The 13,382-nt window shown below is 70.2% G+C and carries 9 protein-coding genes; 8 read left to right on the top strand and 1 reads right to left on the bottom strand.

The features are described 5' to 3' along the window. The first annotated feature begins 58 nt into the window (after positions 1 to 58). Positions 59 to 736, top strand: coding sequence for a GntR family transcriptional regulator (locus OG912_RS01730; protein WP_326740075.1), 678 nt, complete (start codon positions 59 to 61; stop codon positions 734 to 736). Between the two features lie 63 nt (positions 737 to 799). Here the strand turns inward: OG912_RS01730 and OG912_RS01725 are convergent, their stop codons facing one another. Further along, positions 800 to 1,687 (bottom strand): AraC family transcriptional regulator, encoded by an 888-nt coding sequence (locus tag OG912_RS01725; protein ID WP_327707823.1) that lies wholly within the window; start codon positions 1,685 to 1,687, stop codon positions 800 to 802. Positions 1,688 to 1,862: 175 nt separating this feature from the next. Between OG912_RS01725 and OG912_RS01720 the strand changes: the two genes are divergently transcribed. The 7 genes from OG912_RS01720 to OG912_RS01690 all read left to right on the top strand — a co-directional run bounded on the left by OG912_RS01720 (position 1,863) and on the right by OG912_RS01690 (position 13,330). Then, positions 1,863 to 3,044 (top strand): ROK family transcriptional regulator, encoded by a 1,182-nt coding sequence (locus tag OG912_RS01720; protein WP_326740848.1) that lies wholly within the window; start codon positions 1,863 to 1,865, stop codon positions 3,042 to 3,044. 166 nt (positions 3,045 to 3,210) lie between these two features. Next, on the top strand, positions 3,211 to 4,743 hold the full coding sequence (locus OG912_RS01715) for a sugar ABC transporter ATP-binding protein (protein WP_327707822.1): 1,533 nt from the start codon (positions 3,211 to 3,213) through the stop codon (positions 4,741 to 4,743). Continuing rightward, the gene (locus tag OG912_RS01710) at positions 4,740 to 5,789 is read left to right on the top strand and encodes an ABC transporter permease (protein ID WP_327707821.1); all 1,050 of its coding nucleotides are present in this window, start codon (positions 4,740 to 4,742) and stop codon (positions 5,787 to 5,789) included. Before OG912_RS01715 ends, OG912_RS01710 begins: the two co-directional genes overlap by 4 nt. A 73-nt stretch (positions 5,790 to 5,862) precedes the next feature. Then, positions 5,863 to 6,903 (top strand): substrate-binding domain-containing protein, encoded by a 1,041-nt coding sequence (locus tag OG912_RS01705; protein ID WP_327707820.1) that lies wholly within the window; start codon positions 5,863 to 5,865, stop codon positions 6,901 to 6,903. Between the two features lie 68 nt (positions 6,904 to 6,971). Continuing rightward, positions 6,972 to 8,210, top strand: a complete 1,239-nt coding sequence (locus tag OG912_RS01700; RefSeq protein WP_327707819.1) for a Gfo/Idh/MocA family protein — start codon at positions 6,972 to 6,974, stop codon at positions 8,208 to 8,210. A gap of 12 nt (positions 8,211 to 8,222) precedes the next feature. Continuing rightward, positions 8,223 to 9,227: a sugar phosphate isomerase/epimerase family protein gene (locus OG912_RS01695; RefSeq protein WP_219574062.1), complete on the top strand. Its 1,005-nt coding sequence runs from the start codon at positions 8,223 to 8,225 to the stop codon at positions 9,225 to 9,227. 383 nt (positions 9,228 to 9,610) lie between these two features. Continuing rightward, on the top strand, positions 9,611 to 13,330 hold the full coding sequence (locus OG912_RS01690) for a ThuA domain-containing protein (protein ID WP_327707818.1): 3,720 nt from the start codon (positions 9,611 to 9,613) through the stop codon (positions 13,328 to 13,330). Positions 13,331 to 13,382: the final 52 nt, after the last annotated feature.

Here is a 13,382-nt window from a genome sequence, read left to right as displayed (position 1 = left end):
TTGTGCTCGGTAGACTGTAGACGATAAGCAATTGCTCGTCGCCCGGAGGGGGACCGCGATGTTGTCCACAGGACTGCCGCAGGGGGCTGTGCCGAAGCTGGAACGGCCCGGTCCGCTGCGCGAGCGCGTCTATGAGGCGCTGCTCGAACTCATCACCACCCGGGCGCTCCGCCCCGGCCAGCATCTGGTCGAGAGCGAGCTGGCCGGCCATCTCGGCGTGTCCCGGCAGCCGGTGCGGGAGGCGTTGCAGCGGCTCAACACCGAGGGATGGGTCGATCTGCGCCCTGCCCAGGGTGCGTTCGTCCATGAGCCCACGGAGGAGGAGGCGGACCAACTGCTCTCGGTCCGCACGCTCCTGGAGGCGGAGGCCGCCCGGCTGGCCGCCGCCAACTCCGGCACGGCGGGCATCGCCGCACTGGAGGAGCTCTGCGCCAAGGGGGAACAGGCCGTCGCCGACGACGACGTGGACCTGGCGGTGGCGACCAACGCCGCCTTCCACGCCAAGGTCATGCAGCTGGCCGGCAATGTCGTCCTCGCCGAACTGGCCGGGCAGGTGGACGCCCGGGTCCGCTGGTACTACACCCCTGTCGCCCGGCAGCGCGGTACCCAGTCCTGGATCGAGCACCGCTCCCTGATCGCCGCGATCTCCTCGCGCGACGAACAGCGGGCGACGGCGGTCATGCGGGCCCACACGGAGCACACCCGGCAGACGTACCACCAGCGCGAAGAGAGCTGACGCCGCGCCGCGCGCCCCGTGCGTACCGCGGGCCCGGTGCTCGCGGCGGCAGGCCTCAGACCCTCACACCTCCGGCCGGCGGCCGGGCCGGAGGTCCTTGGAGGCGTGCGGACCGGCGGGTGTTCCGTGACCGGGCCACGCGAGGTCGTCAACGGCGAGAAACCGTTCGTCGGCCACGGTCGCCGGGGTCGCCCCGGTGAAGGCCAGGACGTCACGATGCAGATGGGACTGGTCGGTGTAGCCGGCGTCGGCCGCCACCCGGGCCGCGCCCACGCCCGCCACCAGGCGGTGGGCGGCATGGTCGAAGCGGACCAGCTTCACCGCGCGCTTGGGCGGGAGGCCGAGCTGCGACCGGAACCGGGACCACAGACGCTTGCGGCTCCAGCCGACCTCGGCCGCGAGTCCGTCGACCCGGACCAGGCCGCGGCTGCCGATGATCCGGTGCCAGGCCCACGCCACCTCCGGATCCACCGAAGGCCCCGCCGCGTACCGGCGGGTGAGCAGCGCGTCCGTCAACTCGAAGCGGTCCTGCCACGACGGGACTTCGCCCAGTTGCTCGCGGATCCGGCACGCCTCCCGGCCCCACAGGTCGTTCAGGGACACGACGGCGCCGTCGAGGCCGGCGGGGGAGACACCCAGAACCGCGCGTGCGATCACCGGGGACAGACGCACCTGTACGCACTCGATGTTCTCTCCCCACGCCCGGACCGCGCCTCCGGCCCCCAGTCCCGGCCCGGCCACGAGGCTTCCCCGCTGCTGCCCGGCGGCACAGTCGAGGACGGGTGAGCCCGCGCCGAACTCCAGGAGCAGCGTCACGGCCGGGTGCGGGACCATTCGGAGCGTGTCCATGTCCGGGGCGCGGAACCCGGCCATGCTGAGCCCGGCCACCTTGCTGGGACGCTGCGGGCTTGCGACGTCCCACACAGCCGTACCGTGCGTGAAGGTCCGCATCCATTCATGTTACGGGAGCGGATCGGAGGGCCTCGAAACCCCTCTTTGTCCTCAGGGTGGAGAAAGTTGAGGTGGATTCCTGCGCAACTTCTTCCCACTCCCGGCAAGCGCTGCTACGTTCCCCTCCAAAGCCCGACGGACAGGCCGATGTGGCGGGGAGGGGCGCGTGAGACGTATGACGGCACGACCCGCGAATGCGCATCAGGCGCGACTGCTCCGGCTGTTGCGCGACGGCGGGCCCAACTCACGGGCACAGCTGGGGGATCAGGTCGATCTCTCCCGCTCCAAGCTCGCCGTCGAGGTGGACAGACTGCTGGAGACCGGCCTTGTCGTGGCCGACGGACTCGCCGCATCCCGCGGCGGGCGTCGCTCGCACAACATCCGGCTCGCCCCGGCACTGCGCTTCCTCGGCGTCGACATCGGCGCCACCTCGGTCGATGTGGCGGTCACCAACGCGGAGCTGGAGGTCCTGGGCCACCTCAACCACCCCATGGACGTACGCGAAGGCCCCGTGGCCATCTTCGAGCAGGTGCTGTCCATGGCGGCCAAGCTCCGGGCCTCCGGGCTCGCCGAAGGGTTCGACGGCGCGGGCATCGGCGTACCGGGACCGGTCCGCTTTCCCGAAGGCATCCCGGTCGCACCGCCGATCATGCCCGGCTGGGACGGTTTCCCGGTCCGCGAGGCACTCAGCCAGGAGCTGGGCTGCCCCGTCATGGTCGACAACGACGTGAATCTGATGGCGATGGGGGAGCAGCACGCGGGCGTCGCCCGCTCCGTGGGCGACTTCCTCTGCGTCAAGATCGGCACCGGCATCGGCTGCGGCATCGTCGTCGGCGGAGAGGTCCACCGCGGTACGACGGGCAGCGCCGGCGACATCGGCCACATCCAGGTCGAACCCGACGGGCGTTCCTGCGCCTGCGGCAACCGGGGCTGCCTGGAAGCACACTTCAGCGGTGCCGCACTGGCCCGCGACGCCGAGGACGCGGCACGTGCCGGACGGTCCCCGGAGCTCGCGGCCCGGCTGGAGGCGTCCGGGAAGCTCACCGCAGTCGACGTGGCCGCCGCCGCGGCCGCCGGCGACCCCACCTCGCTCGACCTGATCCGTGAAGGCGGCAACCGGGTCGGACAGGTCATCGCGGGACTCGTCAGCTTCTTCAACCCCGGTCTGGTGGTGATCGGCGGCGGGGTGACCGGACTGGGCCACACGCTGCTGGCCAGCGTCCGGACCCAGGTCTACCGGCAGTCCCTGCCGCTGGCCACCGGCAACCTCCCGATCGTGCTGGGCGAGCTCGGACCCGTCGCCGGAGTCATCGGCGCGGCCAGGCTCATCAGTGACCACCTCTTCTCACCCGCCTGACCCTTCACCTGTCCCACCCTTCACCCGTCCCACCTTTCATCGGCCCGCACCACCGCCCGCCGACCATCAAGGCACCGCCCCGCGCTCCAGGCCGGGGTCCGGGAACGCCCCGGGACCGCACTGCGCCCTGCCCGCTCACCGGCCGCACCCGCCGAGGGGATTTGTCATGGCTCCAGAACCACCGCTGCTCACCATGTCCGGCATCACCAAGTCCTTCCCCGGTGTGCGCGCCCTCGACGGCGTGGACCTGGAGGTCCAGCCGGGCGAAGTCCACTGCCTCCTCGGCCAGAACGGCGCCGGAAAGTCCACCCTCATCAAGGTGCTCGCCGGGGCCCACCAGCCCGACGACGGCGAGATCACCTGGTGCGGCGAGCCCGCCGTACTCAAGTCGCCCATCACTGCGATGCGTCTCGGGATCGCCACCATCTACCAGGAACTCGACCTGGTGGAGGGCCTGTCGGTCGCCGAGAACGTCTTCCTGGGCCATGAACCCACCAGCGCCGGCTTCGTGGTCCGCATCCGCGACGGCCGGACCGCGGCCGCCGCCCTGCTGAGACGGCTCGGCCACCCGGAGATCGATCCCGCCCGCGCGGTCGGTGAACTCTCCGCGGCCCAGCAGCAGATCGTCTCGATGGCCCGGGCCCTCTCCCACGACGTACGCCTCATCGTGATGGACGAGCCGTCCGCCGCCCTCGACCCCGACGAGGTCGACAACCTCTTCCGGATCGTCGCCTCGCTGACCGCCGACGGCGTCGCCGTCGTCTACATATCGCACCGTCTGGAGGAGATCCGCCGGATCGGCGACCGCGTGACCGTGCTCAAGGACGGCAGGGCCGTCGCGGTGGGACTCCCCGCCGAGTCCACACCGACGCGCGACATCGTTGCCATGATGACCGGTCGCAACGTCGAGTACGTCTTCCCGCCCCGGCCCGAAGTCGCTCCCGAGGACGCCCGGCCCGCCGGCGCCCCGGTCCTCACGGTCCAGGGCCTCACCAGGAAGGGCGAGTTCGAACCCGTCGACCTGGAGCTCAGGCCCGGCGAGATCGTCGGCCTCGCCGGACTCGTCGGCTCCGGGCGCTCCGAGATCCTGGAGACCATCTACGGCGCCCGCAGGGCCACCGCCGGCCGGGTCACGGTCGCCGGCAAGCCGCTGCGGCCCGGCAGCGTACGCGCCGCCGTCGCCGCAGGCATCGGCCTCGCCCCCGAGGAACGCAAGGCGCAGGCCCTGCTGATGCTCGAATCCGTCACCCGCAATGTCTCCGTATCCTCCATGTCCCGTTTCTCCAGGGCAGGTTGGGTCGATCGGGGAGCCGAACGCAAAGCGGCCCGCGCCGCCACCCGCGAACTCTCCCTGCGCCCCGACAACCCGGACACCCCCGTCCGCACCCTGTCCGGCGGCAACCAGCAGAAGGCGGTCCTCGCCCGCTGGCTGCTGCGCGGCTGCCGGGTGCTGCTGCTCGACGAACCGACGCGCGGAGTGGACGTCGGCGCCCGCGCCGAGCTCTACGCCGTGATCCGCCGGCTGGCCGACGAAGGCCTCGCCGTTCTGCTCGTCTCCAGCGAAGTGCCCGAAGTCCTGGGCCTCGCCGACCGGGTGCTGGTCCTCCGTGAGGGCCGCGTCGTCCACACGGCGCCTGCCGGGGAGCTCGACGAGCACCGCGTACTCGACCTCGTGATGGAAGGGAGCCCGACGTCATGACGCAGCCCGTCTCATCGGCGCAGCAGAGCGGGCCGGACAAGGGCGCCGTGCCCGTGTCCGTCCCCGCGTCCCCGAAGAAGGACCGGTCCCCGCGCACCTTCGGGCTGCGCGCGGACGTCCGCAACCTCTCCCTGCTCGGCGTCCTCGCCGTGCTCGTGGTCGTCGGCGGCATCACCGAGCCCGACGCCTTCCTGGACAGCGGGAACCTCCAGCTCATCCTGACCCAGGCGTCCGTCATCGGTGTCGTCACCGTCGGCATGACCTTCGTCATCATCGGCGGTGGCATCGACCTGTCCGTCGGCGCCATGGTCGCCCTCGCCTCCGTCTGGGCGACGACGCTCGCCACCCAGGACTTCGGCTTCACGGGCATCCTGTTCACCGCCGTCCTGGTCGGTCTCGGTGCCGGACTCGTCAACGGTGTGCTCATCGCATACGGCAGGCTGGTGCCGTTCATCGCGACGCTGGCGATGCTCGCATCCGCCCGCGGACTTGCCCTGAACATCACCGACGGCAAGACGCAGATCGTCACCGTCAAGTCGGTCCTCGACCTGGGGCTGCCCGACGCGTACGTCCTCGGCATCCCTCCGCTGGTCATGATGTTCGCGGCCGTCACCGTCGTCGGCTGGCTGGTGCTGAACCGTACGACCTTCGGCCGGCGCACGGTCGCCGTCGGCGGCAACGCGGAAGCGGCCCGGCTGGCCGGCATCGACGTACGCAGGCAGCGGCTCTATCTCTACCTGCTGTCCGGGCTCTGCTGCGGCATCGCCGCCTTCATGCTGATCATCCTGTCCGGCTCCGGCCAGAACACCAACGGCAACCTGTACGAGCTCGACGCCATCGCCGCCGCGATCATCGGCGGCACCCTGCTCAGCGGCGGCCGCGGCACCATCGTCGGCTCCGTCCTGGGTGTCCTCGTCTTCACCACGATCACCAACATCTTCGCGCTCAACAACCTGCAGAGCGATGTCCAGCAGATCGCCAAGGGCGCGATCATCGTCGCCGCCGTCCTCGTACAGCGACGGACGTCGGCCCACGGGGAGACCTGACCCCCCGTCTCCTCCCTTTCGATTCCTCCCCGTTACGCATCCCACGCCGCATCGGATGAAGGGTTTGACAGCCATGCCAGAAACCAGCCGCAGAGGACTGCTCTTCGGTACCGCCGCAGTCTCCGCAGGTGCCCTGCTGACCGCCTGCACCAGCAACGACCCCAAGGAGAAGAACACCGCCGCGCAGAGCGACGCCCCCGCCGCCGACGACAAGCCGGGCAAGCCCGTCACCATCGGCTTCGCCGGCCCGCAGGCCGACCACGGCTGGCTCAACGCGATCAACGAGAACGCCAAGTCGCGGGCGAAGAAGTACTCCGAGGTGACCCTGGAGACCACCGAGGGCTCCAACGACACCGCCGCCCAGATCGGCCAGGTCAAGACCCTCATCAACAAGAAGGTCGACGTCCTCGTCATCCTCCCGGCCGACGGCAAGGCGCTCACCCAGGTCGGCCTGGAGGCCATGCGGGCGGGCATCCCCGTCATCAACCTGGACCGTATCTTCGCCTCGCCGCAGGCCTACCGCTGCTGGGTCGGCGGAGACAACTACGGCATGGGGCTCAACGCCGGTACGTACATCGGCGAACAGCTCAAGGGCAAGCCGAACGCCAAGGTCGTCGAGCTCGCCGGCATCGACAACCTGGAGCTCACCAAGCAGCGCAGCAAGGGCTTCGCCGACGCGCTGAAGAACTACTCCAACATCGAGCTGGTGGCCCGTCAGGCGGCCGACTTCACCGTCGAGTCCGGCCAGGCGAAGATGGCCCAGCTCCTTCAGGCGCAGAAGAAGTTCGACGCCCTGTGGAACCACGACGACGACCAGGGTGTGGGTGCGCTCCGCGCCATCCAGCAGGCCGGCCGCGACGAGTTCCTGATGGTCGGCGGCGCCGGGGCCAAGTCCGCCATGGACGCCATCAAGGCCGACAACAGCGTGCTGAAGGCCACCGTTCTCTACCCGCCGACCATGGCGGCATCGGCCATCGACCTGGCCCGTGCGCTCGGCCAGGCCAAGGGGGTGGCGGGGCTCGCCGAGCTGGAGATCCCGACCAATCTCACCCTGTACTCGGCCGTGGTCACCAAGGAGAACATCGACCAGTACCTGCCGACGGGCTTCAGCTGAGCCGACCCGCGGGAGGGTGCTGACCCTCCCGCCGCACCCACCGAACCACCGATGAGGAGGAAGTCCGCATGGCCCGTAGGGAAGAGACGGAGCAGGAGGCGGCCGCGCCGCCGACGTACCGGCCGATGGCGAGCGCACCCACGCTCGGGGTCGGCATGGTCGGATACGCGTTCATGGGCGCCGCCCACTCGCAGGGGTGGCGCACCGCGGGCCATGTCTTCGAGCTGCCGATGAGGCCGGCTCTCGCCGCGATCTGCGGACGCGACCGGACGGCGGTCGACGCCGCCGCCGACCGGCTCGGCTGGGCGGCGGCGGAGACCGACTGGCGCGCCCTGATCGCCCGGGACGACGTCCAGCTCGTCGATATCTGCACCCCCGGCGACAGCCATGCGGAGATCGCCATCGCGGCCCTGGAGGCGGGCAAGCACGTGCTGTGCGAGAAGCCGCTCGCCAACACGGTCGCGGAGGCGGAGGCCATGACCGAGGCGGCGGCGCGGGCTGCCGCCCGCGGCCAGATCGCGATGGTCGGCTTCAACTACCGCAAGGTGCCCGCGATCACCTATGCCCGCAAGCTCATCGCCGAGGGCCGGCTCGGTACCCTGCGGCACGTCCGGGCCACCTACCTCCAGGACTGGCTGGTCGACCCCGCCTCCCCGCTCACCTGGCGGCTGAAGAAGGAGCACGCGGGCTCCGGGGCGCTCGGTGACCTCGGCGCGCACATCGTGGACCTGGCCCAGTATCTGGCGGGGGAGCTGCTGGTGGGGGTCTCGGCGGTGAGCGAGACGTTCGTCCGCGAACGCCCGCTGCTCGCCGGTCCCTCAGGGGGCCTCGGCGGGGTCGCGGCCGGCGGGGAGCTGGGTGCGGTGACGGTGGACGACGCGGCGCTGTTCACCGGGCGGCTGGCCTCCGGTGCCCTGGCGTCCTTCGAGGCGACCCGGATGGCGGCCGGACGCAAGAACGCGCTGAGGCTGGAGATCAACGGGGAGCTCGGCTCGCTCGCCTTCGATCTGGAGCGCCTCAACGAACTGTCCTTCCACGACCACACCGAGCCCGCCACCACGGCCGGCTTCAGGCGCATCCTGGTCACCGAGCCCGAGCATCCGTACCTGGAGGCCTGGTGGCCGCCGGGGCACGCGCTGGGCTACGAGCACACGTTCATCCACCAGGCCCGCGACGTGGTGCGGACGATCGCCGAAGGGGCGCCGCCCGTTCCGTCGTTCGCCGACGGCCTCCAGGTGCAGCGAGTGCTGGCAGCGGTGGAGGAGAGCGCCGCGAAGAACTCCGTACACACCCCCGTACAGATCTAGGAGGTCCTGCGCATGCCCCGTCCCTTCACCCTCTTCACCGGTCAGTGGGCCGATCTGCCCCTGGAGGAGGTCTGCCGGTACGCCCGTGACTTCGGCTACGACGGTCTCGAACTGGCCTGCTGGGGCGACCACTTCGAGGTGGACAAGGCCCTGGCCGACCCCGGCTATCTGGAGGGCCGTCACCAACTGCTCGACAAGTACGGGCTGAAGTGCTGGGCGGTCTCCAACCACCTGGTCGGCCAGGCCGTCTGCGACAGCCCGATCGACGAGCGCCACCAGGGCATCCTGCCCGCCCGGATCTGGGGCGACGGGGAGCCCGAAGGGGTGCGGCGACGGGCCGCCGAGGAGATCAAGAACACCGCACGGGCCGCCGCCGCCTTCGGCGTCGACACGGTCATCGGCTTCACCGGCTCGTCGATCTGGCACCTGGTGGCGATGTTCCCGCCGGTGCCCCCGCACATGATCGAGCGCGGGTACGAGGACTTCGCGGAGCGCTGGAATCCGATCCTCGACGTCTTCGACGCGGAGGGGGTGCGGTTCGCCCACGAGGTCCACCCCAGCGAGATCGCGTACGACTACTGGACCACGCACCGCGCGCTGGAGGCGGTGGACCACCGGCCGGCGTTCGGGCTGAACTTCGACCCGAGCCACTTCGTGTGGCAGGACCTGGACCCGGTGGGCTTCCTGTACGACTTCCGGGACCGGATCTACCACGTGGACTGCAAGGAGGCCCGCAAGCGCCTGGACGGCCGCAACGGCCGGCTCGGCTCCCACCTGCCCTGGGGCGACCCGCGCCGCGGCTGGGACTTCGTCTCGGCGGGGCACGGGGACGTGCCCTGGGAGGACGTGTTCCGGATGCTGCGGTCCATCGGTTACGAGGGCCCGGTATCGGTGGAGTGGGAGGACGCGGGCATGGACCGGCTGGCCGGTGCGCCGGAGGCGCTGACGTCGCTGAAGCGGTTCGACTTCGACCCGCCGAGCGCGTCGTTCGACGCGGCGTTCGGCGGCAAGGACTGAGGCGCGGGCCCTTCCGGGGGCTCCGCCCCCGGGCAAATCCAGCCCCGCCGGCGTTTGAGGCGCGGGGTCCGGGGCGGAGCCCCGGGTTCGGGAAGGGGCGGGTAGGGGAACAGCCCCGCCCCCAGCCCAGCGGCACCGCACACGCCGCCGGGCGGCTCCCCCCTGCCCGCACCTCCCTTTGTCCTGGCCAAGGAAAAAGTTCAACAACACCGCTGCACAAGGGCTTTCCGTCCCGGACGAACAGGTCTACCGTCCAAAGCGTGTACATGACATAACTCCCGTCACCGGAGCCGCACAGGCCCCGGCTGACCTGCGCGGCAGTCCCCGCGCGTCACGGCTCGGCAGCACCCGCCCGTACCACCGGCCATCTCCGGAGGACACTCGTGCACAGAACCCGCAGCAGGACCCGAACAAGGCTCCGCCTCCGTAAATCCCTCGCTCTGTTCACCGGTGGCCTCCTCGCCGCCGCCACCCTCAGCCTGAGTGCCACAGCGGGCACGGCCGCCGCCCACGACGACCATCCCGCCCCCGCCCCGGTCGCCGAGGACTTCCAGCAGGTCACCCTCGCCAAGGGAGCCGCCGAGACCGGCGAGCCGATGTCGCTGGCCGTGCTCCCCGACCGCAGCGTGCTGCACACCTCACGCAGCGGCGAGCTCCGTATCACCGACAGCGCCGGCAACACCCGGATCTCCGGCGTCATCCCCGTCTATTCGCACGACGAGGAAGGCCTCCAGGGCATCGGGGTCGACCCGAAGTTCAGCGAGAACCGGGCGATCTACCTCTACTACGCACCCCCGCTGGACACCCCCGCCGGCGACGCCCCCGAGACCGGCACCGCCGCGGACTTCGCCCCGTTCGACGGAGTCAACCGGCTCTCCCGCTTCGTCCTCAACGAGGACGGCACGCTCGACCTCGGCAGTGAGAAGAAGGTCCTCGACGTCCAGACGTCCCGCGGCATGTGCTGCCACGTCGGCGGCGACATCGACTTCGACGCGGACGGCAACCTGTACCTGTCGACCGGCGACGACTCCAACCCCTTCGCCTCCGACGGTTTCAGCCCCATCGACGAGCGTCCGGACCGCAACCCGGCCTTCGACGCCCGCCGCTCCGCGGGCAGCACCAACGACCTGCGCGGCAAGATCCTCCGCATCAAGGTCGCCGACGACGGCTCGTACACCGTCCCGGACGGCAACCTCTTCGCGCCGGGGACGGACAAGACCCGCCCCGAGATCTACGCGATGGGCTTCCGCAACCCGTTCCGCTTCTCCGTCGACAAGGCCACCGGCATCGTCTACGTCGGTGACTACGGGCCGGACGCCGGTGCGGCCGACCCCAAGCGCGGACCGGCCGGGCAGGTCGAGTTCGCCCGGGTGACCAAGGCCGGGAACTTCGGCTGGCCGTACTGCACGGGCAACAACGACCCGTTCATCGACTACGACTTCGCCACCAAGACCTCCGGCGCGGCCTTCGACTGCGCCGCCCCGAAGAACACCTCGCCGCACAACACCGGCCTCGTCGACCTGCCCCCGGCCCAGGCCGCCTGGATCCCGTACGACGGTGCGTCCGTCCCGGAGTTCGGCACCGGCTCGGAGTCCCCGATGGGCGGACCCGTCTACCACTACGACGCCGACCTCGACTCGCCCGTGAAGTTCCCCGAGGCGTACGACGGAGACTTCTTCGCCGGTGAGTTCGGCCGCCAGTGGATCAAGCGGATCGAGCAGGACGCCGACGGCAAGGTCCAGTCCATCAACGACATCCCGTGGTCCGGCACCCAGATCATGGACATGGCCTTCGGACCCGACGGGGCGCTGTACGTCCTGGACTACGGCCTCTCCTGGTTCGGCGGCGACGAGAACTCCGCGCTCTACCGCATCGAGAACGCCACAGGGGGGCGCTCCCCGATCGCCGAGGCCGCGGCCAACAAGACATCGGGCATCGCGCCGCTGAAGGTGCAGTTCTCCTCGGCCGGCACCGCGGACGGCGACGGTGACGCCCTCACGTATGCCTGGGACTTCGGCGACGGAGGAACCTCCACGGCCGCCGGCCCCGCGTACACGTACAAGAAGAACGGCACCTACACCGCCACCGTCACCGCGAAGGACCCCTCCGGGCGCACCGGTTCGGCCAGCGTCCATGTGACCGTCGGCAACACCGCGCCCAAGGTCAACCTGGAACTCCCCGGTGACGGACAGCTGTTCACCTTCGGCGACGAGATCCCGTTCAAGGTCACCGTCACCGATCCCGAGGACGGCACGATCGACTGCTCCAAGATCGAGGTCCGCTTCGTCCTCGGCCACGACAGCCACGGCCACCCGATCACCTCGGCCCACGGCTGCACCGGCACCATCAAGACCGAGATGGACGGCGGGCACGACCCCAACGCCAACATCTTCGGGGTCATCGACGCCTCGTACACCGACGGCGGGGGCGGCGGCCAGGCCGCACTGACCGGCCACGACCAGTCTCAGCTCCAGCCGCGCCACCGCCAGGCCGAGCACTTCAACGACTCGTCCGGCATCAAGACGTACGACAAGGCGAACGCCGAGGGCGGCAAGACCGTCGGCGACATCGACAACGACGACTGGATCTCCTTCAAGCCGTACATCCTCGGCGACTCCACCAAGCTCACCGCCCGGATCTCCTCCGGCGGCGCGGGCGGCTTCCTCGAAGTACGGTCCGGCTCGGCGACCGGGACGATCCTCGGCTCCGCACCCGTGCCGGTGACCGGCGGCTGGGAGACCTTCCAGGACATCGACGTCCCCCTGCGCGGCGTACCGAAGAAGGCAACCGAGCTCTTCCTGGTGTTCAAGGGCGGCGAAGGCGCGCTCTACGACATCGACGACTTCGAGCTCTCCAACACCCCGCCCGACAAGACCGCCAAGCGCGTCCTGGTCTTCTCCAAGACCGCCGGCTTCCGCCACGACGCGATCCCCGAGGGCATCGCCGCACTGAAGGAACTCGGCAAGGACAGCAACATCACGGTCGACGCCACCGAGGAGGCCGGCCAGTTCACCACCGCCAACCTGGCCCGCTACGACGCCGTCGTCTTCATGTCGACGACCGGTGACGTCCTCAACGCCGACCAGCAGAAGGCCTTCGAGAACTACATCGCCGGCGGTGGAGGCTACATGGGCATCCACGCCGCCGCCGACACCGAGTACGACTGGGCCTTCTACGGCGGACTCGTCGGCGCGTACTTCTCCGGCCACCCCGCCATCCAGCCCGTCACCGTCCGCGTCGAGGACCACAAGAACCCGGCCACCGCCCACCTGGGCGACGCCTGGGAGCGGACCGACGAGCTGTACAACTACCGCACCAACCCGCGCGACAAGGTGAAGGTCCTCGCCACCCTGGACGAGACGACCTACACCGGCGGCACCATGAAGGGCGATCACCCGATCACCTGGTGCCAGACCTACCAGGGCGGCCGCTCCTTCTACACCGGCCTCGGCCACACGAAGGAGTCGTACGCCGACGCGGACTTCCGGGGACTCCTGCTCGGCGGGGTACGGTACGCGGCCGGCCAGGTCAAGGCCGACTGCAAGCCGGACACCGGCTACCGGTCGATCTTCAACGGCACGACTCTCGAAGGCTGGAAGCAGGCCGGACCCGGGAAGTTCGACGTGGTCGACGGCGAGCTGCGCTCCGAAGGCGGCATGGGCCTGCTGACCTACCAGGCCAAGGAGTTGAAGTCGTACTCCCTGAAGCTCGACTGGAAGCTGTCGGGCGACGACAACTCCGGCGTCTTCGTCGGCTTCCCGGAGTCCGACGACCCCTGGTCCGCGGTGAACAACGGCTACGAGGTCCAGATCGACGCCTCCGACGCCGTCGACCGCACCACCGGCTCCGTCTACACCTTCAAGGCGGCCAACATCAAGGCCCGCGACCAGGTGCTGCGCCCGCCGGGGCAGTGGAACAGCTACGAGATCAAGGTCCAGGGTGAACGGCTCCAGATCTTCCTCAACGGAGTGAAGATCAACGACTTCACCAACACCGACCCGGTCCGCAGCCTCAAGGACGGCTACATCGGCCTCCAGAACCACGGGGCGGACGACCAGGTCTCCTTCCGCAACATCCAGCTCAAGGAACTGCCCTCGGCGTAGAGCAGTCCACCCGGCCGACGGCGGGCGGGGCCTCGCACCCCGCCCGCCGTCG

Source organism: Streptomyces sp. NBC_00464, assembly GCF_036013915.1.
Taxonomy (GTDB): Bacteria; Actinomycetota; Actinomycetes; order Streptomycetales; family Streptomycetaceae; genus Streptomyces.
This window is presented reverse-complemented; position numbering and strand designations above follow the sequence as displayed.

Coding starts and splice junctions, on each gene's coding strand:
- OG912_RS01730 (WP_326740075.1), top strand. CDS start 59: ATGTTGTCCACAGGACTGCCGCAGGGGGCTGTGCCGAAGCTGGAACGG.
- OG912_RS01725 (WP_327707823.1), bottom strand. CDS start 1,687: ATGCGGACCTTCACGCACGGTACGGCTGTGTGGGACGTCGCAAGCCCG.
- OG912_RS01720 (WP_326740848.1), top strand. CDS start 1,863: ATGACGGCACGACCCGCGAATGCGCATCAGGCGCGACTGCTCCGGCTG.
- OG912_RS01715 (WP_327707822.1), top strand. CDS start 3,211: ATGGCTCCAGAACCACCGCTGCTCACCATGTCCGGCATCACCAAGTCC.
- OG912_RS01710 (WP_327707821.1), top strand. CDS start 4,740: ATGACGCAGCCCGTCTCATCGGCGCAGCAGAGCGGGCCGGACAAGGGC.
- OG912_RS01705 (WP_327707820.1), top strand. CDS start 5,863: ATGCCAGAAACCAGCCGCAGAGGACTGCTCTTCGGTACCGCCGCAGTC.
- OG912_RS01700 (WP_327707819.1), top strand. CDS start 6,972: ATGGCCCGTAGGGAAGAGACGGAGCAGGAGGCGGCCGCGCCGCCGACG.
- OG912_RS01695 (WP_219574062.1), top strand. CDS start 8,223: ATGCCCCGTCCCTTCACCCTCTTCACCGGTCAGTGGGCCGATCTGCCC.